34 protein-coding genes are annotated in these 21,284 nt (G+C 66.4%); all 34 read left to right on the forward strand.

Going from position 1 to position 21,284, the window contains the following annotated elements:
- The first annotated feature begins 349 nt into the window (after positions 1 to 349).
- The 34 genes from Aph01nite_RS18850 (at position 350) to rpmJ (ending at position 21,127) form a co-directional block, all read left to right on the forward strand.
- Positions 350 to 1,114: an AfsR/SARP family transcriptional regulator gene (locus Aph01nite_RS18850; RefSeq protein WP_275419253.1), complete on the forward strand. Its 765-nt coding sequence runs from the start codon at positions 350 to 352 to the stop codon at positions 1,112 to 1,114.
- Positions 1,115 to 1,495: 381 nt separating this feature from the next.
- Positions 1,496 to 1,870, forward strand: coding sequence for a 30S ribosomal protein S12 (gene rpsL, locus Aph01nite_RS18855; protein ID WP_030451506.1), 375 nt, complete (start codon positions 1,496 to 1,498; stop codon positions 1,868 to 1,870).
- Positions 1,870 to 2,340: a 30S ribosomal protein S7 gene (gene rpsG / locus Aph01nite_RS18860; protein WP_137245693.1), complete on the forward strand. Its 471-nt coding sequence runs from the start codon at positions 1,870 to 1,872 to the stop codon at positions 2,338 to 2,340. Before rpsL ends, rpsG begins: the two co-directional genes overlap by 1 nt.
- A 45-nt stretch (positions 2,341 to 2,385) precedes the next feature.
- Complete coding sequence (fusA, locus tag Aph01nite_RS18865) at positions 2,386 to 4,473, forward strand: elongation factor G (protein WP_373872307.1); 2,088 nt, start codon at positions 2,386 to 2,388, stop codon at positions 4,471 to 4,473.
- Between the two features lie 56 nt (positions 4,474 to 4,529).
- Positions 4,530 to 5,723, forward strand: coding sequence for an elongation factor Tu (tuf, locus tag Aph01nite_RS18870; RefSeq protein WP_204042236.1), 1,194 nt, complete (start codon positions 4,530 to 4,532; stop codon positions 5,721 to 5,723).
- Between the two features lie 160 nt (positions 5,724 to 5,883).
- A complete protein-coding gene (gene rpsJ, locus Aph01nite_RS18875) occupies positions 5,884 to 6,192 on the forward strand; it encodes a 30S ribosomal protein S10 (protein WP_090930460.1) in 309 nt (102 codons plus the stop codon).
- Positions 6,193 to 6,206: 14 nt separating this feature from the next.
- Complete coding sequence (gene rplC / locus Aph01nite_RS18880) at positions 6,207 to 6,860, forward strand: 50S ribosomal protein L3 (RefSeq protein ID WP_204042237.1); 654 nt, start codon at positions 6,207 to 6,209, stop codon at positions 6,858 to 6,860.
- Complete coding sequence (rplD, locus tag Aph01nite_RS18885) at positions 6,857 to 7,507, forward strand: 50S ribosomal protein L4 (protein WP_204042238.1); 651 nt, start codon at positions 6,857 to 6,859, stop codon at positions 7,505 to 7,507. Before rplC ends, rplD begins: the two co-directional genes overlap by 4 nt.
- The gene (gene rplW / locus Aph01nite_RS18890; RefSeq protein ID WP_204042239.1) at positions 7,507 to 7,809 is read left to right on the forward strand and encodes a 50S ribosomal protein L23; all 303 of its coding nucleotides are present in this window, start codon (positions 7,507 to 7,509) and stop codon (positions 7,807 to 7,809) included. The genes rplD and rplW overlap by 1 nt, the downstream gene beginning before the upstream one ends.
- Positions 7,810 to 7,963: 154 nt before the next feature.
- A complete protein-coding gene (gene rplB / locus Aph01nite_RS18895) occupies positions 7,964 to 8,800 on the forward strand; it encodes a 50S ribosomal protein L2 (RefSeq protein WP_155351281.1) in 837 nt (278 codons plus the stop codon).
- A gap of 11 nt (positions 8,801 to 8,811) precedes the next feature.
- Positions 8,812 to 9,090 (forward strand): 30S ribosomal protein S19, encoded by a 279-nt coding sequence (gene rpsS, locus Aph01nite_RS18900; RefSeq protein WP_026214153.1) that lies wholly within the window; start codon positions 8,812 to 8,814, stop codon positions 9,088 to 9,090.
- Between the two features lie 28 nt (positions 9,091 to 9,118).
- Positions 9,119 to 9,472 carry a 50S ribosomal protein L22 gene (gene rplV / locus Aph01nite_RS18905; protein WP_204042240.1) on the forward strand — a complete coding sequence of 118 codons (354 nt, stop codon included), beginning with the start codon at positions 9,119 to 9,121 and terminating at the stop codon, positions 9,470 to 9,472.
- The gene (rpsC, locus tag Aph01nite_RS18910) at positions 9,472 to 10,329 is read left to right on the forward strand and encodes a 30S ribosomal protein S3 (RefSeq protein ID WP_204042241.1); all 858 of its coding nucleotides are present in this window, start codon (positions 9,472 to 9,474) and stop codon (positions 10,327 to 10,329) included. The genes rplV and rpsC overlap by 1 nt, the downstream gene beginning before the upstream one ends.
- Positions 10,330 to 10,331: 2 nt before the next feature.
- Positions 10,332 to 10,751 (forward strand): 50S ribosomal protein L16, encoded by a 420-nt coding sequence (gene rplP / locus Aph01nite_RS18915; RefSeq protein WP_204042242.1) that lies wholly within the window; start codon positions 10,332 to 10,334, stop codon positions 10,749 to 10,751.
- Positions 10,751 to 10,987 (forward strand): 50S ribosomal protein L29, encoded by a 237-nt coding sequence (gene rpmC, locus Aph01nite_RS18920; RefSeq protein WP_204042243.1) that lies wholly within the window; start codon positions 10,751 to 10,753, stop codon positions 10,985 to 10,987. Before rplP ends, rpmC begins: the two co-directional genes overlap by 1 nt.
- Positions 10,980 to 11,264: a 30S ribosomal protein S17 gene (gene rpsQ, locus Aph01nite_RS18925; protein WP_204042244.1), complete on the forward strand. Its 285-nt coding sequence runs from the start codon at positions 10,980 to 10,982 to the stop codon at positions 11,262 to 11,264. Before rpmC ends, rpsQ begins: the two co-directional genes overlap by 8 nt.
- Positions 11,265 to 11,441: 177 nt before the next feature.
- Positions 11,442 to 11,810: a 50S ribosomal protein L14 gene (gene rplN / locus Aph01nite_RS18930; protein WP_204042245.1), complete on the forward strand. Its 369-nt coding sequence runs from the start codon at positions 11,442 to 11,444 to the stop codon at positions 11,808 to 11,810.
- A gap of 12 nt (positions 11,811 to 11,822) precedes the next feature.
- Complete coding sequence (gene rplX / locus Aph01nite_RS18935) at positions 11,823 to 12,137, forward strand: 50S ribosomal protein L24 (protein WP_204042262.1); 315 nt, start codon at positions 11,823 to 11,825, stop codon at positions 12,135 to 12,137.
- Positions 12,137 to 12,706, forward strand: coding sequence for a 50S ribosomal protein L5 (rplE, locus tag Aph01nite_RS18940; RefSeq protein ID WP_204042246.1), 570 nt, complete (start codon positions 12,137 to 12,139; stop codon positions 12,704 to 12,706). Before rplX ends, rplE begins: the two co-directional genes overlap by 1 nt.
- 2 nt (positions 12,707 to 12,708) lie before the next feature.
- On the forward strand, positions 12,709 to 12,894 hold the full coding sequence (locus Aph01nite_RS18945) for a type Z 30S ribosomal protein S14 (protein WP_204042247.1): 186 nt from the start codon (positions 12,709 to 12,711) through the stop codon (positions 12,892 to 12,894).
- 94 nt (positions 12,895 to 12,988) lie between these two features.
- Positions 12,989 to 13,387, forward strand: a complete 399-nt coding sequence (gene rpsH / locus Aph01nite_RS18950) for a 30S ribosomal protein S8 (RefSeq protein WP_204042248.1) — start codon at positions 12,989 to 12,991, stop codon at positions 13,385 to 13,387.
- A gap of 18 nt (positions 13,388 to 13,405) precedes the next feature.
- On the forward strand, positions 13,406 to 13,948 hold the full coding sequence (gene rplF, locus Aph01nite_RS18955; RefSeq protein WP_204042249.1) for a 50S ribosomal protein L6: 543 nt from the start codon (positions 13,406 to 13,408) through the stop codon (positions 13,946 to 13,948).
- Positions 13,948 to 14,325: a 50S ribosomal protein L18 gene (gene rplR / locus Aph01nite_RS18960; RefSeq protein WP_155351288.1), complete on the forward strand. Its 378-nt coding sequence runs from the start codon at positions 13,948 to 13,950 to the stop codon at positions 14,323 to 14,325. Before rplF ends, rplR begins: the two co-directional genes overlap by 1 nt.
- A gap of 40 nt (positions 14,326 to 14,365) precedes the next feature.
- Positions 14,366 to 14,998 carry a 30S ribosomal protein S5 gene (rpsE, locus tag Aph01nite_RS18965; RefSeq protein WP_155351289.1) on the forward strand — a complete coding sequence of 211 codons (633 nt, stop codon included), beginning with the start codon at positions 14,366 to 14,368 and terminating at the stop codon, positions 14,996 to 14,998.
- A 2-nt stretch (positions 14,999 to 15,000) separates the two neighbouring features.
- Positions 15,001 to 15,183: a 50S ribosomal protein L30 gene (gene rpmD / locus Aph01nite_RS18970; RefSeq protein ID WP_030451484.1), complete on the forward strand. Its 183-nt coding sequence runs from the start codon at positions 15,001 to 15,003 to the stop codon at positions 15,181 to 15,183.
- A 2-nt stretch (positions 15,184 to 15,185) separates the two neighbouring features.
- Entirely contained in the window at positions 15,186 to 15,641 is a 456-nt protein-coding gene (rplO, locus tag Aph01nite_RS18975; RefSeq protein WP_204042250.1) for a 50S ribosomal protein L15, read from the forward strand.
- Between the two features lie 209 nt (positions 15,642 to 15,850).
- Positions 15,851 to 17,164 (forward strand): preprotein translocase subunit SecY, encoded by a 1,314-nt coding sequence (gene secY / locus Aph01nite_RS18980; RefSeq protein ID WP_204042251.1) that lies wholly within the window; start codon positions 15,851 to 15,853, stop codon positions 17,162 to 17,164.
- Positions 17,164 to 17,817: an adenylate kinase gene (locus tag Aph01nite_RS18985; RefSeq protein WP_204042252.1), complete on the forward strand. Its 654-nt coding sequence runs from the start codon at positions 17,164 to 17,166 to the stop codon at positions 17,815 to 17,817. Before secY ends, Aph01nite_RS18985 begins: the two co-directional genes overlap by 1 nt.
- 100 nt (positions 17,818 to 17,917) lie before the next feature.
- Positions 17,918 to 18,730, forward strand: a complete 813-nt coding sequence (map, locus tag Aph01nite_RS18990) for a type I methionyl aminopeptidase (protein WP_204042253.1) — start codon at positions 17,918 to 17,920, stop codon at positions 18,728 to 18,730.
- A 92-nt stretch (positions 18,731 to 18,822) separates the two neighbouring features.
- Positions 18,823 to 19,257 carry a DUF1707 SHOCT-like domain-containing protein gene (locus tag Aph01nite_RS18995; protein WP_204042254.1) on the forward strand — a complete coding sequence of 145 codons (435 nt, stop codon included), beginning with the start codon at positions 18,823 to 18,825 and terminating at the stop codon, positions 19,255 to 19,257.
- A gap of 134 nt (positions 19,258 to 19,391) precedes the next feature.
- A complete protein-coding gene (locus tag Aph01nite_RS19000) occupies positions 19,392 to 19,862 on the forward strand; it encodes a hypothetical protein (protein WP_204042255.1) in 471 nt (156 codons plus the stop codon).
- Between the two features lie 211 nt (positions 19,863 to 20,073).
- Complete coding sequence (locus Aph01nite_RS19005) at positions 20,074 to 20,499, forward strand: hypothetical protein (protein ID WP_204042256.1); 426 nt, start codon at positions 20,074 to 20,076, stop codon at positions 20,497 to 20,499.
- A gap of 250 nt (positions 20,500 to 20,749) precedes the next feature.
- On the forward strand, positions 20,750 to 20,971 hold the full coding sequence (gene infA / locus Aph01nite_RS19010; protein WP_030451477.1) for a translation initiation factor IF-1: 222 nt from the start codon (positions 20,750 to 20,752) through the stop codon (positions 20,969 to 20,971).
- Between the two features lie 42 nt (positions 20,972 to 21,013).
- On the forward strand, positions 21,014 to 21,127 hold the full coding sequence (gene rpmJ, locus Aph01nite_RS19015) for a 50S ribosomal protein L36 (RefSeq protein WP_003956441.1): 114 nt from the start codon (positions 21,014 to 21,016) through the stop codon (positions 21,125 to 21,127).
- The last annotated feature ends 157 nt before the right edge of the window (positions 21,128 to 21,284 follow it).

Consider the following 21,284-nt stretch of genomic DNA (forward strand, 5'->3'; position numbering starts at 1 on the left):
GGTTACGCGTTCGGCGGCGGGGACCGCTGCTGCTGGGATTCGCGCTGGGGCCGCTTCGGCGGGCAACCCCACCAGCAAGGCAGCTGTTAGGACGATTGAGGTGCCCGCGGAGGCGAGAAGTGGTCGTGACCGTTTGATGCGTTGGAAGGGCATTATGTCTCCGATGATCCCGTAGGGACATACAGTGGAGACCGTACGACTCGATGGCATATTGGCGGCACATCGGAAATATGCTGCCAATACGCCCATTCAGCCCCTTCCTTGCTAGGGGTCTCAGAAATCTCTAGAATTCACATGGTATTTGACAGACTGCCGATCACCTGACGGGGGCGACGCGGTGCTCTACCAAATGCTCGGTCCTTTGCTGATCACCACTGCTCATGGTCGGCCGGTGGGATCACTGACCCCCAAACCCAGCCGGCTACTCATTCACCTCCTGTTGCGATCCAACGAGTGGATCTCCACCTCCCGGCTGATCGACAGCGTGTGGGACGGCCACCCGCCGGCCTCGGCCAGGAGCAACCTCAAGACCTACATCGCGCAGCTGCGCCGGCTGCTCGCCGAGGACGGGGATTCGCCGATCAGTACCAGCGCCGAGGGGTACGCGCTACGCCTGGGCGTGGGCGCGTTGGACGTCCGGGTCTTCCAGACGCTGGCGGAACGAGGCGGCGATTCCCTGCGCGCGGGCGACCCGCTGGCCGCCGCTGCCGCCTTGGATTACGCGCTGTCCCTGTGGCGGGGCGATTTCCTGCACGGGCACGATCTTCGGGGCGACCTGACCGGGTGGCAGGAGGAGCTCCAGGAGCAGCGGCTGGTGGCGAGCGAAGATCTCTATGAGGCGCGCCTGGCGCTCGGGCAGCATGACGAGCTGATCCATGGCCTGCTGAGCTGGACGATGCGCCACCCACTCCGGGAGCGGGCGCATGGCCTGCTGATGCTCGCCCTCTACCGGTCCGGCAGGCAGGTTGAGGCGCTCGACATCTACCGGCGGTTGCGGACGGCGCTGATCCGTGACGTCGGCGTGGAGCCGACGACGAGGCTGCGGGAGATACAGCAGGTGATCCTGCTCTCGGACCCCGTATGCCCGTCCCGGCTGACATGGGTGGCGACGTAGAGCCGGGCATGTTGTAAACGGTTCGGGGGGCCGTTTTGTAGCGGTACACTAGACGCGGACTCGATATCGGCCTGCGTGGGAAAGGTGGGCCGGGGACCCGGGCATGGGATCCCGATACCCGCTGTGCGCGGCCGTTTTGACGTGTTGCGCGGGGCTGGGTAGTCTTGCTCTCCGTGCCCACTGTTCGTGGGTCTGCACGCGTGCGCGCAGGTCGCGCCGTGTGGCTCTCTCCAATCCCAGCAGGGGTGTAGAGCGATCAGATCGCGACACGCCCGACCGCGTGGGTCGGCGGAGAGGGAAAACCAGCAGGTCATGACACCGGCAGCACCTGCGAAATCGCACGTCCACGTATCACCGGCATAGGCACGAAACGGAGTTGTAGTGCCCACGATTCAGCAGTTGGTCCGAAAGGGCCGGCAGGACAAGGTCTCCAAGACCAAGACTCCTGCGCTCAAGGGCAGCCCTCAGCGGCGCGGCGTCTGCACCCGCGTCTACACCACCACCCCGAAGAAGCCGAACTCGGCGCTTCGGAAGGTCGCGCGTGTTCGCCTGACCAACGGCATCGAGGTCACGGCCTACATCCCCGGTGTGGGTCACAACCTTCAGGAGCACTCGATCGTGCTCGTCCGCGGCGGTCGTGTGAAGGACCTTCCCGGCGTCCGATACAAGATTATTCGCGGCTCGCTGGACACCCAGGGTGTCCGCAACCGCAAGCAGGCCCGCAGCCGCTACGGCGCCAAGAAGGAGAAGAAGTAATGCCTCGCAAGGGTTCTCCTGGGCGTCGCCAGCTGATGGCCGACCCGGTGCACAACTCGCCGCTGGTCACCGCTCTGATCAACAAGGTCCTCCTGGACGGCAAGCGCTCGATCGCCCAGTCGATCGTGTACGGCGCCCTGGAAGGCTGCAAGGACAAGACCGGCAACGACCCGGTCGTCACGCTCAAGCGCGCTCTCGACAACGTCAAGCCGACCCTCGAGGTCCGCAGCCGTCGTGTCGGTGGCGCCACGTACCAGGTCCCGGTCGAGGTGCGCGCCGCGCGCAGCACCACCCTGGCCCTGCGCTGGCTGGTGCAGTACTCCCGCGCCCGCCGTGAGAAGACCATGACCGAGCGCCTCATGAACGAGCTCCTCGACGCCAGCAACGGCCTCGGCGCGAGCGTCAAGAAGCGCGAGGACACCCACAAGATGGCCGAGTCCAACAAGGCCTTCGCTCACTACCGCTGGTAGTCGGGCGCTCCACCAAGCAAAGGACGCAGAGAAGTGGCCACCCAAATGGCTCTTGACCTGGCCAAGGTCCGCAACATCGGGATCATGGCTCATATCGACGCGGGCAAGACCACCACGACCGAGCGCATCCTGTTCTACACCGGGATCAACTACAAGATCGGTGAAGTTCATGAGGGCGCTGCCACCATGGACTGGATGGAGCAGGAGCAGGAGCGCGGCATCACCATCACCTCCGCCGCGACGACCTGTGAGTGGCTCGGCCACACCATCAACATCATCGACACCCCGGGGCACGTCGACTTCACCATCGAGGTGGAGCGCTCGCTCCGCGTGCTCGACGGCGCCGTCGCCGTGTTCGACGGTGTCGCGGGTGTCGAGCCGCAGTCGGAGACGGTGTGGCGCCAGGCCGACCGTTACGGCGTGCCACGGATCTGCTTCGTGAACAAGATGGACCGGGTCGGCGCCGAGTTCCACCGCTGCGTGGACATGATGGTCAGCCGGCTCGGAGCCACCCCGGCCGTCATTCAGCTCCCCTGGGGCGTCGAGTCCGACTTCAAGGGCATCATCGACCTGGTGAAGATGAAGGGCCTGCTCTGGAGCGCCGAGGCGGCCAAGGGCGAGATGTACGACGTCGTCGACATCCCGACCGACCACGTGGAGATCGCCCGCGAGTGGCGCGACAAGCTGGTCGAGACCGTGGCCGAGAACGACGACGAGCTGATGGAGCTCTTCCTCGAGGGCATCGAGCCCACCGAGGAGCAGCTGGTGGCGGCGATCCGCCGCGCCACGCTGTCCAGCGCCATCAACCCGGTCCTGACCGGCACCGCGTTCAAGAACAAGGGTGTGCAGCCGCTCCTCGACGCGATCGTGGCCTACCTGCCCGCGCCGATCGACCTCCCGGCCTTCCAGGGCCACGCGGTCGGCAAGGAGGACCAGGTGGTCGAGCGCAGGTCGGACGTGACCGAGCCGTTCTCGGCGCTCGCGTTCAAGATCATGAGCGACCAGCACCTGGGCCGTCTGACCTACATCCGGATCTACTCCGGCACCCTGGAGACCGGCACCGGCGTGGTGAACTCGGTCAAGGGCAAGAAGGAGCGGATCGGCAAGATCTACCAGATGCACGCGAACAAGCGCGAAGAGCGCCCGTCCGCGCACGCCGGTCAGATCGTCGCCGTGATGGGCCTCAAGGACACCACCACCGGTGACACCCTGTGCGACCCGAACAACCAGGTCGTGCTGGAGTCGATGACGTTCCCGGCGCCGGTCATCAGCGTCGCGATCGAGCCCAAGACCAAGGGCGACCAGGAGAAGCTCGGCACCGCCATCCAGCGCCTGGCCGAGGAGGACCCGTCCTTCCAGGTCCGCCGCGACGAGGAGACCGGCCAGACCGTGATCCACGGCATGGGCGAGCTGCACCTGGAGATCCTGGTCGACCGGATGCGCCGCGAGTTCAAGGTCGAGGCGAACGTCGGCCGCCCGCAGGTCGCGTACCGGGAGACCATCCGCCGCAAGGTGGAGAAGGTCGACTACGTGCACAAGAAGCAGACCGGTGGCTCCGGCCAGTTCGCCAAGGTCATCATCGACCTTGAGCCGCTGGGCGAGGGCAACGACGGGTACGAGTTCGAGAACAAGGTCTCCGGTGGCCGCATCCCGCGGGAGTACATCCCGTCGGTCGACGCGGGCGCCCAGCAGGCCGCCGAGTTCGGCGTTCTCGCCGGCTACCCGATGGTAGGCGTGAAGGTCACCCTTCAGGACGGGGCTTTCCACGAAGTGGACTCCTCCGAAATGGCCTTCAAGATGGCCGGCTCGATGGCCTTCAAGGAGGCCGCCCGCAAGGCCGACCCCGTGCTCCTCGAACCGATGATGGCCGTCGAGGTCACCACGCCCGAGGACTACATGGGTGACGTCATCGGCGACCTCAACGGCCGCCGCGGGCAGATCCAGGCCATGGACGAGCGGGCCGGCGCCCGTGTCGTCAAGGCGCTCGTGCCGCTGTCCGAGATGTTCGGGTACGTGGGTGACCTGCGGAGCAAGACGCAGGGCCGGGCGAGCTACAGCATGCAGTTCGACTCCTACGCGGAGGTGCCCCCGGGCATCGCCAAGGAGATCGTCGCTAAGGTCCGGGGCGAGTAGCTCCAGGCCTTTTGGAAGACGAAAGTCAAGTCAGAAATCTCTAAGGAGACAGACCAGTGGCCAAGGCCAAGTTCGAGCGGAACAAGCCGCACGTGAACATCGGCACCATTGGGCACATCGACCACGGCAAGACCACTCTGACCGCGGCGATCACCAAGGTGCTTCACGACCGTTACCCGAACCTCAACGAGGCGACCCCGTTCGACAAGATCGACAAGGCGCCCGAGGAGAAGGCTCGCGGCATCACCATCTCCATCGCGCACGTCGAGTACCAGACGGAGAAGCGCCACTACGCGCACGTCGACTGCCCTGGTCACGCCGACTACGTGAAGAACATGATCACCGGTGCCGCGCAGATGGACGGCGCCATCCTGGTGGTCGCCGCCACCGACGGTCCGATGCCGCAGACCAAGGAGCACGTGCTCCTGGCCCGCCAGGTCGGCGTGCCCTACATCGTGGTGGCCCTGAACAAGGCCGACATGGTGGACGACGAGGAGATCCTGGAGCTCGTCGAGCTCGAGGTCCGCGAGCTGCTCTCGGCTCAGGAGTTCCCCGGCGACGACCTGCCCGTGATCCGCGTCTCCGCGCTCAAGGCCCTCGAGGGCGACGAGAAGTGGGGCGACTCGATCATCGAGCTCATGACCGCCGTGGACGACAACGTCCCCGAGCCGGTTCGTGACACCGAGAAGCCGTTCCTGATGCCGATCGAGGACGTGTTCTCGATCACCGGTCGTGGCACCGTCGTCACCGGCCGTATCGAGCGCGGTGTCGTCAAGGTCAACGAGACCGTCGACATCATCGGTATCAAGGAGAAGCACACCACGACCACCGTCACCGGTGTCGAGATGTTCCGCAAGCTGCTCGACGAGGGCCAGGCCGGTGACAACGTCGGTCTGCTCCTGCGCGGCATCAAGCGTGAGGACGTCGAGCGCGGCCAGTGCATCATCAAGCCGGGCACGACCACCCCGCACACCGAGTTCGAGGCTCAGGTCTACATCCTGTCCAAGGACGAGGGCGGCCGGCACACGCCGTTCTTCAACAACTACCGTCCCCAGTTCTACTTCCGTACGACGGACGTGACCGGCGTGGTGAACCTCCCCGAGGGCACCGAGATGGTCATGCCCGGGGACAACACCGAGATGAACGTCCAGCTCATCCAGCCGATCGCGATGGAGGACGGACTCAAGTTCGCCATCCGCGAGGGCGGCCGCACCGTCGGCGCCGGTCGAGTCACGAAGATCATCAAGTAGTACCCGGCGGCCGGGTCCACCAGGACCCGGCCGCTCCCCGTGATGCCGCAGTCCCTTCGGAGGGTTCACGTCCGAAGGAGCTGCCGGATCACGGAGATATACAGCGGCAACCTGCCGCACGTTACTTGTTCAGACGACAGCGAAGGACACCGAGGCCATTATGGCGGGACAGAAGATCCGCATCCGGCTCAAGGCGTATGACCACGAGGTCATCGACACCTCGGCCAAGAAGATCGTCGAGACGGTGACGCGTACCGGCGCGAAGGTCGCGGGCCCGGTGCCGCTGCCGACCGAGAAGAACGTGTACTGCGTCATCCGTTCGCCGCACAAGTACAAGGACAGCCGCGAGCACTTTGAGATGCGCACGCACAAGCGGCTGATTGACATCATCGACCCGACGCCCAAGACCGTCGACTCGCTCATGCGGCTCGACCTGCCCGCGGGTGTCGACATCTCGATCAAGCTCTGAGGGAACGCACTGACATGGCTAAGCAGATCAAGGGCGTCCTGGGCAAGAAGCTCGGCATGACCCAGGTCTTCGACGAGGGCAACCGGATGGTTCCGGTGACCGTCGTCGAGGCCGGTCCGTGCGTGGTGACCCGGGTCCGCACGGAAGAGCGCGACGGCTACTCCGCCGTACAGCTCGGCTACGGGCAGGTCGACCCGCGCAAGGTCAACAAGCCGCTCGGCGACTACCTGCGCAAGCACGACATCACCCCGCGCCGCTACTTCGTCGAGGTACGCACCGACGACGCCTCCGACTACACCCTGGGCCAGGAAGTCCTCGCGGACACCTTCGAGGCCGGCCAGCACGTCGACGTGACGGGCAAGAGCAAGGGCAAGGGCTTCGCGGGTGTCATGAAGCGGCACAACTTCCGCGGTCTGGGCGCCTCGCACGGTACTCAGCGCAAGCACCGCTCGCCCGGTTCCATCGGTGGCTGCGCCACCCCGGGCCGCGTCTTCAAGGGCCTGCGCATGGCCGGTCGGATGGGCAACGTCCGTACCACCATCCAGAGCCTGAAGGTGCACGCCGTGGACGCCGAGAAGGGCCTCATCCTGATCAAGGGTGCGATCCCCGGCGCCAACGGCAGCCTGGTCCTCATCCGTACCGCAGCCAAGAAGGGGGCCGGCAAGTGAGCACGATCGACGTTCTCGACGCCTCGGGCGCCAAGACGGGCAGCAGCGTGGACCTGCCGGAGGACATCTTCGGCGTCAAGGTCAACATCCCGCTGATCCACCAGGTGGTCGTGGCCCAGCTGGCCGCGCGCCGCCAGGGCACGCACGCCACCAAGACCCGCGGCGACGTCCGCGGCGGTGGCAAGAAGCCGTACCGGCAGAAGGGCACCGGCCGGGCCCGCCAGGGTTCGACCCGGGCGCCGCAGTTCACCGGCGGTGGCACCGTGCACGGCCCGCAGCCGCGCTCGTACGAGCAGAAGACGCCCAAGAAGATGAAGGCCGCCGCGCTCCGCGGCGCGCTGTCCGACCGCGCGAGCGGCGGCCGGGTGCACGTGGTGAGCGAGCTGGTCACCGGCGAGACGCCGAAGACCAAGACCGCTCTCCAGGCGCTTCGCAAGATCACCGAGGCGCGCAGCGTGCTCGTCGTGGTCGGCGAGGACGACGAGCTGACCTGGCTGAGCCTGCGCAACGCCCCGGAGGTCCACCTGCTGGACGCCGGGCAGCTGAACACCTATGACGTGCTGTGCCACGACGACGTCGTCTTCACGCAGGAGGCGTACGACACGGTGGTGGCCCGGCTCGCGAAGAGCGGGAAGGAAGAGGCCTGATGCAGAAGATCGCCGACCCGCGCGACATCATCATCAAGCCGATCGTCTCTGAGAAGAGCTACGGCCTGATCGACGAGCACAACAAGTACACGTTCCTGGTTCGGCAGGGGGTGAACAAGACGCAGGTCAAGATCGCCATCGAGCAGATCTTCGGTGTCAAGGTGACCAGCGTCAACACCATCAACCGCCAGGGCAAGCGCAAGCGGACCCGGTTCGGCTATGGCCAGCGTCCCAGCACCAAGCGCGCGATCGTGAGCCTGGCCGAGGGCGAGCGCATCGACATCTTCGGCCAGATCGGCTGATTTTGGGTAACACGCGGCTTGGCCGCGCCTGTGTCTGGACTGAGGAACGCCGGGTCGCGAAGCGGCCCGGCGTGACGAGGGAAGACACAGGCTGAAGGCGGCCAAGCCCGCCGATCCGCAGGATCGGCAAATAGACAAAGGATGAACGAAAAAGATGGGCATCCGTAAGTACAAGCCGACGACCCCGGGTCGCCGCGGCGCGAGCGTCTCGGACTTCGCCGAGATCACGCGCAGCACGCCCGAGAAGTCGCTGCTTGCCCCCCTGCACAGCAAGGGCGGCCGCAACGTCCACGGCCGGGTCACGGCCCGGCACCAGGGCGGCGGGCACAAGCGCGCCTACCGGATCATCGACTTCCGGAGGCACGACAAGGACGGCATCCCGGCCAAGGTCGCGCACATCGAGTACGACCCCAACCGGACCTCCCGCATCGCTCTGCTGCACTACGCCGACGGCGAGAAGCGCTACATCCTCGCGCCGACCGGGATCAAGCAGGGCGACCGCATCGAGAACGGCCCGGGCGCCGACATCAAGCCGGGCAACTGCCTGCCGCTGCGCAACATCCCGACCGGTACCTTCATCCACGCGGTGGAGCTCCGTCCGGGCGGCGGCGCCAAGCTGGGCCGCAGCGCCGGCGCGCAGATCCAGCTGCTGGCCAAGGAGGGCACCTACGCCACGCTGCGTATGCCGTCCGGCGAAATGCGCCAGGTCGACGTGCGCTGCCGGGCCTCCGTCGGGCAGGTCGGCAACGCCGAGCAGGCCAACATCAACATCGGTAAGGCGGGCCGCAACCGCTGGAAGGGCAAGCGCCCGACCGTCCGCGGTGTGGCCATGAACCCCGTCGACCACCCGCACGGCGGTGGTGAGGGCAAGACCTCCGGTGGTCGCCACCCGGTCAACCCCAAGGGCAAGCCCGAGGGCCGGACCCGGCAGGCGAACAAGGCCAGCGACCGGCTGATCATCCGACGTCGGAGCAAGAGGAAGAAGCGGTAGGAGCAGCCGAAATGCCACGTAGCCTTAAGAAGGGTCCCTTCGTGGACGATCACCTTCAGAAGAAGGTCGACGTCCAGAACGAGAAGGGCACCAAGAACGTCATCAAGACGTGGTCGCGGCGCTCCATGATCGTTCCCGACATGCTCGGGCACACGATCGCCGTGCACGACGGCCGCAAGCACGTCCCGGTGTTCATCACCGAGTCGATGATCGGTCACAAGCTCGGGGAGTTCGCCCCTACGCGGACGTTCCGCAGCCACGTCAAGGAAGACCGCCGCAGTCGGCGGTAGCGCCTTCATAAGCAACTAGGAGACAGCGATGGAAGCCAGGGCACAGGCGCGGTTCGCGCGCCACACGCCCCGGAAGGCCCGCCGGGTGGTGGACCTCATTCGCGGCCTGCCCGCTTCGGAGGCGCAGGCCGTACTGCAGTTCGCCCCGCAGGCGGCGAGCGAGACCGTTTACAAGGTGCTCTCGTCCGCGATGGCGAACGCCGAGCACAACTTCAAGCTCGACCGTGAGACGCTCGTCGTGAGCCGTGCGTGGGTGGACGAGGGACCGACGCTCAAGCGGTTCCGTCCCCGGGCCCAGGGTCGCGCCTATCGGATCAACAAGCGGACCAGCCACATCACCGTGATCGTGGAGTCCCGCGAGCCGAAGGGAAGGACCCGCTAGTGGGCCAGAAGGTTAACCCGCACGGGTTCCGCCTCGGCATCACCACCGACTTCAAGAGCCGGTGGTACGCCGACAAGCTGTACAAGGCGTACGTGGCCGAGGATGTCGCGATCCGTCGCATGCTGCAGAAGGGCATGGAGCGGGCCGGCATCTCCAAGGTCGAGATCGAGCGCACCACCGACCGCGTGCAGGTCGACATCCACACCGCCCGGCCGGGCATCGTCATCGGCCGTCGCGGCGCGGAGGCCGACCGCATCCGCGGCGACCTGGAGAAGCTGACCAAGAAGCAGGTCCAGCTGAACATCCTCGAGGTGAAGAACCCCGAGATCGACGCGCAGCTCGTCGCGCAGGGCGTGGCCGAGCAGCTCTCCAGCCGTGTCTCGTTCCGCCGCGCCATGCGCAAGGCGATGCAGTCCGCGATGAAGAGCGGCGCCAAGGGCATCCGGGTGCAGTGCGCCGGTCGCCTCGGCGGCGCCGAGATGTCCCGCTCGGAGTTCTACCGCGAGGGCCGCGTGCCCCTGCACACGCTCCGCGCGGACATCGACTACGGCTTCTACGAGGCCAAGACGACCTTCGGCCGGATCGGCGTGAAGGTCTGGATCTACAAGGGTGAGGCCCCCACCTCTCGCGCCGAGCGCGAGGCGGCGGCGGCCGGAGCCCGCGCGGGCCAGCGTCGCGAGCGTGACGACCGTCGCGGTGGCGGTGGCGCCGAGCGTCCCCGTCGCGGTGGCGGCGGCGACCGTCCCCGTCGTGGCGCGGGCGGTGGCCGTACCGAACGCGCACCCCGTACCGAGGCGGCCTCGCAGGCCGCCCCCGAGAGCGGCCCGGCGGAGCAGCCGGGTGCTGAAGGGAGCTGACCATGCTGATCCCGCGCAGGGTCAAGCACCGTAAGCAGCACCGGCCCGACCGGCACGGCGCCGCCAAGGGCGGCACCAGGGTGGTGTTCGGCGAGTTCGGCATCCAGGCGTTGGAGCACTCGTACGTGACCAACCGCCAGATCGAGTCGGCTCGTATCGCCATGACCCGGCACATCCGCCGTGGCGGCAAGGTGTGGATCAACATCTACCCGGACCGCCCGCTCACCAAGAAGCCGGCCGAGACCCGCATGGGTTCCGGTAAGGGTTCGCCCGAGTGGTGGATCGCCAATGTCAAGCCCGGCCGCGTCATGTTCGAGCTGTCCGGCGTCGCCGAGCCCATCGCCCGCGAGGCGATGCGTCGCGCCATGCACAAGCTGCCCATGAAGTGCCGGTTCGTTAAGCGTGAAGTGGGTGAGGCGTGATGGCTAAGGGCCTGACCGCTGGTGAGCTGCGGGTGGAGGACCAGGAAGTCCTGGTCCAGAAGCTCAAGGAAGCCAAGGAGGAGCTGTTCAACCTCCGCTTCCAGTCGGCGACCGGTCAGTTGGAGAGCCACGGGCGGCTGCGCGCCGTCCGCCGCGAGATCGCCCGTATCTACACCGTGATGCGCGAGCGGGAGCTCGGCATCGTCACGGTCGAGAAGGAGTCGAGCGATGGCTGACACAACTGAGACCACCGAGAAGAGCGGCCGCAACTACCGCAAGACCCGCGAGGGCCTGGTAGTGAGCGACAAGATGGAGAAGACCGTCGTCGTCGCCGTCGAGGACCGCGTGAAGCACCCGCTGTACGGCAAGGTCATCCGCCGTACCACCAAGTACAAGGCGCACGACGAGGAGAACACGGCCGGCGTCGGCGACCGCGTGCTCCTGATGGAGACCCGGCCGTTGTCCGCCACCAAGCGGTGGCGGGTCGTGGAAGTCCTCGAACGCGCCAAGTAACACAACAGACGCGCCTCGTGGGGGGTGGGCGACCGCCCCCCATGGTGGTGTCCAAGGGGCCCTTCCCGGGCCCGCCTCCGGCGACGGTCCTCGGGCTGACGTCGGGGGAACAAGACCACATTGGTTCCGCCAGGCTCGTGACCTCACGAGAACCGGCGAGACACACAGGAGTTAGACGTGATCCAGCAGGAGTCGCGACTCAAGGTCGCCGACAACACGGGTGCCAAGGAGATTCTCTGCATCCGCGTGCTCGGTGGCTCGGGCCGGCGCTACGCGGGGATCGGCGACATCATCGTTGCGACGGTGAAGGACGCCATCCCCGCAGGCGGCGTGAAGAAGGGCGACGTCGTCAAGGCCGTCGTCGTGCGCACCGTCAAGGAGCGCAGGCGGCCGGACGGTTCGTACATCCGCTTCGACGAGAACGCGGCGGTCATCATCAAGGACAACGGTGACCCCCGGGGCACGCGTATTTTCGGCCCGGTCGGCCGTGAGCTGCGTGACAAGAAGTTCATGCGCATCATCTCGCTCGCGCCGGAGGTGTTGTAAATGCCGAAGCAGCTGCATGTGAAGAAGGGTGACCTGGTCCAGGTCATCGCCGGCAAGGACAAGGGCGCCAAGGGCCGGGTGATCGTCGCGCTGCCGCGTGAGGACCGCGTGGTGGTCGAGGGCGTCAACTTGATCAAGAAGCACTCCAAGGTGACCAACAACGGTCCGCGCGGCGCCCGCGAGGGCGGCGTGACCACCCTGGAGGCTCCCATCCACGTGAGCAACGTCAAGAAGCTCAAGGATGACGCTAAGGACGGCGACGACAAGCCCGCCAAGAAGGAGCCGGCCAAGAAGGCGGCTGCGGACGAGACGGGTGAGGACGACTGATGACTGCCCAGACGGAAGAGCGGGTCAGCCCGCGGCTCAAGCAGCGCTACCGCGAGGAGATCGTGGCGCAGCTGCGCGAGCAGTTCGGCATCGAGAACATCATGCTGGTGCCCGGTGTCACCAAGATCAAGGTGAACATGGGCGTCGGCGAGGCCGCGCGCGACTCCAAGCTCATCGAGGGCGCTGTCCGCGACCTCACCGCCATCACCGGCCAGAAGCCGGCCGTGGTCCGGGCCCGCAAGTCCATCGCGCAGTTCAAGCTGCGTGAGGGCATGCCGATCGGCGCGCACGTGACGCTGCGCGGCGACCGCATGTGGGAGTTCCTGGACCGGCTGCTGTCGCTGGCGCTGCCCCGTATCCGGGACTTCCGCGGCCTGTCGCCCAAGCAGTTCGACGGCCACGGCAACTACACCTTCGGTCTCACCGAGCAGGTCATGTTCCACGAGATCGACCAGGACAAGGTCGACCGGCAGCGCGGTATGGACATCACCGTCGTCACCACCGCGACCAACGACGAACAGGGCCGGGCGCTGCTGAAGCTCCTCGGCTTCCCCTTCAAGGAGGCCTGATCATGGCGAAGACGTCGCTGAAGGTCAAGGCAGCGCGTAAGCAGAAGTTCGAGGTCCGCGCGTACACTCGCTGTACGCGATGCGGGCGTCCGCGTGCGGTCTACCGGAAGTTCGGCCTGTGCCGTGTCTGCTTCCGCGAGATGGCCCACCGGGGCGAGCTGCCGGGCATCACGAAGTCCAGCTGGTAAGACAAGAAGTCATATTCACCGGGCGTTCCTTTCGAACGCCCACGACCACACCGTAGGTCCCGCAGGGAAACCGCGGTGAGGAGGGCCACCGGCCATGACGATGACCGACCCGATCGCAGACATGCTCACGCGTCTGCGCAACGCGAACTCGGCGTACCACGACACCGTGAGCATGCCGTATTCGAAGATCAAGGCGCACATCGCCGAGATCCTCCAGCAGGAGGGTTACATCCAGGCCTGGAGCGTCGAAGACGCCAAGGTCGGCAAGAACCTCGTGGTGGAGCTCAAGTTCGGGCCGACCAGGGAGCGTTCGCTCTCGGGCATCCGCCGGGTTTCCAAGCCCGGCCTGCGGGTCTACGCAAAGAAGGACAACCTGCCTCGGGTTCTGGGTGGGCTCGGCGTCGCGATCATCTCGACGTCGGGTGGGCTCATGACCGACAAGCAGGCCGGCAAGCGCGGAGTGGGCGGGGAAGTCCTCGCCTACGTTTGGTAAGAGGGGAGTAACCACAGCATGTCGCGAATCGGACGGCTGCCCATCCCCGTACCGAGCGGTGTCGAGATCGCCATCGACGGCCGGGATGTTCAGGTCAAGGGCCCGAAGGGCACGCTTTCACACACGGTCGCCGAACCCATCGAGGTCGCGCGCGCCGAGGACGGCACCATCGCCGTCACCCGTCCCAACGACGAGAACAAGGTCCGCGCGCTGCACGGCCTGTCTCGGACGCTGATCGCCAACATGGTGAACGGGGTCACGCAGGGATACACCAAGACGCTGGAGATCGTCGGCGTGGGTTACCGCGTTCAGGCCAAGGGCCCGACGCAGCTGGAGTTCGCTCTGGGCTTCAGCCACCCCGTCATCGTCGACGCACCCGAGGGTGTCACCTTCCGGGTCGAGCGCCCCACGCTTTTCCACGTGGACGGCATCGACAAGCAGAAGGTCGGCGAGGTCGCCGCGAACATCCGCAAGTTGCGCAAGCCCGACCCGTACAAGGGCAAGGGTGTGCGCTACCAGGGTGAAGTCATTCGCCGCAAGGTCGGAAAGGCTGGTAAGTAATGGCCGCGAAGTACGGCAAGCACACCGCCGCTCGCGCCATTTCGCGAGCCCGTCGCCACCGTCGTGTGCGCAAGAAGGTCGTCGGTACCGTCGAGCGCCCGCGTCTGGTCGTCAACCGGTCCACCCGGCACATGTTCGTCCAGATCGTGGACGACACCGCCGGGCACACGCTGGTGAGCGCGTCCACCATGGACGCCTCGCTCCGTACGGCCGAGGGCGACAAGACCGAGAAGGCCAAGCAGGTCGGCGCGCTCCTCGCTCAGCGGGCCAAGGCGGCCGGGATCTCCGCGGTCGTCTTCGACCGCGGCGGCAACCGCTACGCGGGTCGCCTGGCGGCGCTCGCGGACAGCGCCCGTGAAGGCGGGTTGGACTTCTGATGACCACCCGTCTTATGAGCAACGAGAAGAGGAACCACTGATGGCTGGAGCTCCGCGTCGCGGTGCCGGCGGCGGTGGCGAGCGGCGGGAACGTCGTGACGATCGCCGCGGCGGCGCCCAGGACAAGGGCGTTTCTTACATCGAGCGTGTCGTGAAGATCAACCGAGTGGCCAAGGTCGTGAAGGGTGGCCGGCGCTTCAGCTTCACCGCGCTGGTCATCGTCGGCGACGGCAACGGCCTCGTCGGTGTCGGCTACGGCAAGGCCAAGGAGGTGCCCGCGGCGATCGCCAAGGGTGTCGAGGAGGCCAAGAAGCACTTCTTCAAGGTGCCGCGCATCCAGGGCACCATCCCGCACACCGTGCAGGGCGAGGACGCCGCCGGCGTCGTCCTCCTGCGTCCGGCCTCGCCCGGTACCGGTGTCATCGCGGGTGGCCCGGTGCGCGCGGTGCTGGAGTGCGCCGGCATTCACGACGTGCTGTCCAAGTCGCTCGGCTCGGACAACCCGATCAACATCGTGCACGCCACCGTGGCGGCCCTGAAGGGCCTGTCCCGGCCCGAGGAGATCGCGGCCCGCCGCGGTCTGCCGATCGAGGACGTGGCGCCCAAGGCGATGCTCAAGGCTCGCGCCGAGGGCCTGGCCGAGGCCGCCGCGGCGGCCAAGGCGGTGAGCTAGTCATGGCTCGTCTGAAGATCACCCAGACCCGGTCCAAGATCGGTGGCAAGCAGAACCAGCGGGACTCGCTGCGCTCGCTGGGCCTGAAGCGGATCGGCGACGTCGTCGTCAAGGAGGACCGTCCCGAGATCCGCGGGATGGTCGCCGTGGTGACGCACCTCGTCGAGGTTGAAGAGGTCGACTAGTCATGACTGAGAACGCACCGCTCAAGCCGCACGACCTGCGTCCGGCCCCGGGCGCCCACAAGGCCAAGGTCCGCAAGGGCCGTGGCGAGGGCTCCAAGGGCAAGACCGCCGGTCGCGGCACCAAGGGCACCAAGTCCCGGACGAATGTCCCGCTCGGCTTCGAGGGTGGCCAGGTTCCGCTCCAGCGGCGGCTGCCGAAGCTGAAGGGCTTCTCCAACTCCCTGTTCAAGACGACCTACCAGGTCGTCAATCTGGACCGGCTCGGCGAGCTGTTCCCGGACGGCGGCGACGTCTCCGTGGACACGCTGGTCGAGGCGGGCGCGGTACGCAAGAACCAGCTCGTCAAGGTGCTGGGAACGGGCGAGCTCTCCGTGGCGTTGAACGTGCAGGCGCACGCCTTCTCCGCCAGCGCCAAGGAGAAGATCGCTGCCGCCGGCGGCTCCGTCACGGAGCTGTAGGCACACGCGGCACGAGGCGCGGGGATTCGGAATGAGTCTCCGCGCCCGTAGTGCGTTAGAGTTCGCCTGACAGTGGGCTGCATTGGCAGCCCACATGTGCAGTTTGTGTAGTAAGTGCAGTGTGTGTACTACGTACTAGAAGACCTGACTGATGGACGACCCCCGGACCATCGCTGACCGTAACGCGTCTTAGGCGCGCAGGAGGGACCGTGCTAACCGCTCTCACCCGGGCATTCCGTACTCCGGACCTGCGCAAGAAGTTGCTCTTCACCTTGGGCATCATCGCGTTGTTCCGACTCGGCTCGGTGCTTCCGACCCCCGGTGTCAACGCTGAGAACGTCCGTATCGCCTTGGAACAGGCGCAGCAGGGCGAGCTGGGCAACATCTATGGGATGGTGCAGTTGTTCAGCGGCGGCGCGCTGCTGAAACTTTCCGTGTTCGCGCTCGGCATCATGCCGTACATCACCGCGAGCATCATCCTCCAGTTGCTGACCGTCGTCATTCCCCGCTTGGAAGCCCTGAAGAAGGAGGGGCAGGCGGGTACCGCGAAGATCACGCAGTACACCCGTTACCTCACCATCGGGCTCGCGGTGCTCCAGTCGACGGCCTTCGTCGCGCTGGCCCGGTCCGGGCAGCTGTTCCAGAACAGCGCCGATCTTCCCGTTCTTCTGAACGACGACGTCTTCACCGTCGTCACCATGGTCATCACGATGACCGCGGGCACCGCCGTGATCATGTGGCTGGGCGAGCTCATCACCGACCGCGGCGTCGGCAACGGCATGTCCATCCTGATCTTCACCCAGATCATCGCGGTCTTCCCGTCCGAGCTCATGAACATCTTCCGTACCAAGGGCGCGTTCACCTTCGTGGTGGTGCTCATCGTGGGTGTCTTCATGGTCGCGGCGGTCGTCTTCGTCGAGCAGGCCCAGCGCCGTATCCCGGTGCAGTACGCCAAGCGCATGGTCGGCCGCCGGATGTACGGCGGCACCTCGACCTACGTGCCGCTCAAGGTCAACCAGGCCGGCATCATCCCGGTCATCTTCGCTTCCTCGCTGCTTTACCTGCCGCAGCTGGTCGTCACGCTGTTCGCCAACAGCACCACGCCCAACGTGGTGGTGGAGTGGATCGCGCAGAACCTCGCCACGGGTGACACCCCGATCTACATGGCGACGTTCTTCCTCCTGATCGTCTTCTTCACCTACTTCTACGTGACCATCACTTTCAACCCCGTTGAAGTGGCCGACAACATGAAGAAGTACGGTGGGTTCATTCCGGGCATTCGTCCGGGCCGGCCGACCGCCGAGTACCTGAACTACGTGCTCAACCGGTTGACCGCGCCAGGTTCGTTGTATCTGGGCGTGATCTCCATGGTCCCGATCTTCGCACTGGCGCTCGCCGGAGCGAGCCAGAACTTCCCGTTCGGAGGAACCAGCATTCTGATCATGGTGGGTGTGGGCCTGGACACGGTCAAGCAGATCGAGAGCCAGCTCCAGCAGCGTAATTACGAGGGCTTCCTGAGATAGTGCGCGTCGTCCTGGTCGGGCCCCCCGGAGCGGGCAAGGGGACGCAGGCCCAGTTCATCGCATCGCATCTGTCGATCCCGAAAATCTCGACAGGTGATATTTTCCGCGCCAACGTCTCGGGGGGCACGGAGCTCGGCAAGCTGGCCAAGGGCTTCATGGACCGCGGGGACCTGGTCCCCGACGAGGTGACGATCGCGATGGTTCGCGACCGTCTGGCGGAGGACGACGCGCAGGAGGGTTTCCTGCTCGACGGCTTCCCGCGGAACGTGGCTCAGGCCGAAGTGCTCAAGAAGATGCTCACCGACTTCGGCACCGGGCTCGACCTGGTGCTGGAGCTGGTGGTCGACGACGACGAGGTCGTCCGCCGGCTGGCCGGCCGCCGGACCTGCCGGTCCTGCGGCAAGGTCTGGCACGTGGACTTCGATCCGCCCAAGGCGGAGGGGATCTGCGACGCCTGCGGCGGAGAGCTGTTCCAGCGCGATGACGACCGTGAGGAGACCATCCGCCACCGGCTGGAGGTCTACCAGGAGCAGACCGCTCCGTTAGTCTCCTTCTATGCCGACGAGGGCATTCTCCGCGGGGTTGACGCGACCGGTCCGGTCGAGGAGGTCACCCAGCGGGCGATGTCGGAACTGCGCCGGTTCGCGGACTAGGCGCCCTGGCAGACCGATGACACTGAACGCCACTCCATTCCGTGGGGTGGCGTTCGGTCGTTGCGGGCACACTCACGAGAACCACCCCAGGGGGTGCTAGGTGTTCAAGAAGAACAGGCACGGAATCCAGATCAAGAGCCCCGAGCAGCTGCGCGGCATGCGCGCGGCGGGCTTGGTGGTGGGCCGCACGCTGGAGCTGCTGCGGAGTTCCGTCAAGCCGGGCCTCACCCCGCTGGATCTGGACGTCATCGCGGAGAAGGCGATCAGGGACGCGGGCGCCGTGCCGTCCTTCAAGGGCTACCAGGGCTTCCCGGCGACGATCTGCGCCTCGGTCAACGCCGAGGTGGTGCACGGCATCCCGAGCCGGGCGCGCGAGCTGCGCGAGGGCGACATCATCTCCCTCGACTGCGGCGCCATCCTGGACGGCTGGCACGGAGACGCGGCGATCACGGTGCCGGTGGGCGAGGTGGACCCGAAGCTGACCGAGCTGATGCGGGTCACCGAGGAGGCCATGTGGCGCGGTATCGGCGCCCTACGGCCCGGGGGGTACTTGTCCGACATCGGCCACCAGATCGAGCGTTACGCGCGCTCTCAGGGCCGCTACGGCATCCCGCACGAGTACGGCGGCCACGGCATCGGCACCGAGATGCACATGGATCCGTGGGTGGCCAACCACGGGAAGCCCGGCCGGGGCCCCCGGCTGGAGGTCGGCATGTGCCTGGCCATCGAGCCGATGCTCAACCTGGGCACGGACAAGACCCGGGTGCTGGCCGACGACTGGACGGTCGTGACCATCGACGGCAAGGCCTCCGCCCACTTCGAGCACAGCGTCGCGGTGACCGAGAACGGCCCGTGGGTCCTGACCGCTCTCGACGGCGGAGAATCCCGTTTCGGCACCGCAATCGAGACATAATGGGATCACGTCTTGGTTCGGCCGCGCCTGTGCCTGGACTGAGAGACGAAGGAAGGCACAGGCGGAAAGCGGCCGTGTAAAAGGAGATGGCTATGGCGGCTAGTCCTGAGATGCGGGCTTCTGACGGCGATCGGGAGCGGGTGGCCGCCGCGCTGCGCGAGCACATGGTCGACGGGCGTCTGGACGTGGACGAGTTCAACGAGCGCCTGGAGCAGGTCTACAAGAGCCGCACGTACGGCGAGCTGGAGCGGCTGACCTCGGATCTGCCGGCCACCGACCTGCACACGCTGCCCGCGGTGACGCCCCGGCCCGAGCCGCGCAAGGACCCGGCCAAGGCCCGGGCGGAGCTGCGGGCCAACTGGGCCATCTGGGCCATGGCCAGCGCCATCAACTGGGTGATCTGGCTGATCGTGAGCACCACGTCGGACGGCTCGGTCTACCCGTGGCCGCTCTGGGTGATGGGTCCCTGGGGCGTGGTTCTGCTGGTCGGCACGCTGTTCGGGTCCGGCGGAGGGGACAAGCGCTAACCAGGCTGAATGTGCCGTATTGCACCCTCGGCCACTTATGCGTATTCGTCCACAGAACGTTCGCTTGATGCTTCCTAAGTTGAGCGGTGTCCGGAGATGAGCAGCATCCCCGGAGGGTCTCCCTGGAGGACATCATGCGAAACCTTCGCAGCATCATCGTCGGCTCGGCCCTCGCCGGCGCCCTGGCCGCCGGTGCCCTGGCCGCCCCCGCGGCCAACGCGGCCGCCGCCGCTCCCGCCGCCGCCTCGGCGTCGGCCCCCACGAAGCACTTCTTCGGGAACTTCTACTCGAAGTACCACTCGGGTGAGGACAAGGGCTTCGGCTTCCGCTCCTACTTCAAGGGCTACTGGTACAAGAAGGACGGCTACTACTGGTTCTACGGCGACCTGTTCGACCGCGACCGCGACAACGAGTACTCCTACGTGTGGTACCGGTACCACGACAGCAGCGGCTTCCACACCAAGTACTTCGGCAAGACCAAGGGTCACGGCGACTTCAACAAGTTCGCCAAGTTCAAGTCCGGCAAGTTCGACGACTTCGACATCCGGGTCTGCGAGGGTGACAACCGCTTCGAGGACTGCGGGGGCTGGGGCGACGCTTTCTAAGTCGTCCTGACTTGATCTGAGGCCGTACAAACGGGGGGTTAAATCCCTAAATCCAGCGGGGTCCGTAAATCTCGGGACGGGCCCCGCTTCCGTATGTCCGGGGGCAGATATCGGGGGACAGACGGAGTCTTTACCGGCTTCGCGCCGTCGCCCGGACGGGGTCCGGGTAGACGATCACTATCGAAGGGTGCCGAGCCAGGAGGAGGGGAGCGTGTCCGGATATTTCGCGCCGATCTGCCTGGCCGCCGTGGCGGTGTTCCCGGCCGCGGACCCCGGCATCGGGCGGGTGACGATCTCGCCGGTGTCGGCCGAACCGGGCGGCACGGTCCGCGTCAGCACCAGCAGCTGCGCCACCGGCGCGCCCAGCGTGACCGCCACCTCCTCCGCGTTCGACGACTACACCACCCTGACCAGATCCGGCTCCACCTGGTACGGCACCGCCCGGCTCAGCCCGTACTCGGCGGGCGGACTGAAGACGGTCTACGTCTACTGCGCGGGCGGGCCCTTCACCGGGGAGTTCACCGTCGGCACGGGCGGGAGCACACCCGGCGGCCGGATACCCTGGCTGGCCGGCGCGGTCCTCGCGCTGGGCGGGGTGGCGGCGTTCGTGCTTCGCCGGCGGCGGCGCGCGCCCTGAACCGCCGACAGGTACGGGAGACTCGCGAACTGAGGTAGTCTGTTAGACGGCTGTGTACTGGCTCCGCAGAACACGGGGGAATGCGCGATCATTTCGCTTTCCCTGGCGGATTGCCGTACACTGCTCTGTCGGTTCACTATGACCTTTGCGCAAGGCGGCCTGGCCGGCTGCCGCTCTCTGAAAGCGCGGAAGGTCGCGGCTGATTAGTGTTCCGAAGCCTCAGACGACCGATCAGTGAAACGCGAGGGACATGGCCAAGAAAGACGGCGCCATCGAGATCGAGGGCACTGTGGTTGAGTCGCTCCCGAACGCGATGTTCAGGGTGCAACTCGACAACGGCCATAAGGTCCTGGCCCACATCAGCGGGAGGATGCGGATGCACTACATCCGAATCCTTCCTGACGACCGGGTTGTCGTCGAACTGAGCCCCTACGACCTGACTCGTGGGCGGATCGTCTACCGGTACAAGTAGGTCGCCCCTTCCGGGTGACCGTCTGAGGAACGAATAAGGACTATGAAGGTCAAGCCGAGCGTCAAGAAGATCTGTGACAAGTGCAAGGTGATTCGCCGGCACGGTCGCGTCATGGTGATCTGCGACAACCTGCGCCACAAGCAGCGCCAGGGCTAGTCGCCGCCCGGCCCTCATGAGTCCGTCCGTCGTGGCGGACTCGACGCATGTGGGTCGGCAAAAGTTAACGCGCGTCACACCCGCGTAGGCGCCCTCGTCCGAGGGCGAACCGCGTGGGCGACCCCCGGTCGGAGGCCGGGGCCCTCACCCCGGGCAT

Source organism: Acrocarpospora phusangensis, from assembly GCF_016862995.1.
Classification (GTDB): domain Bacteria; phylum Actinomycetota; class Actinomycetes; order Streptosporangiales; family Streptosporangiaceae; genus Acrocarpospora; species Acrocarpospora phusangensis.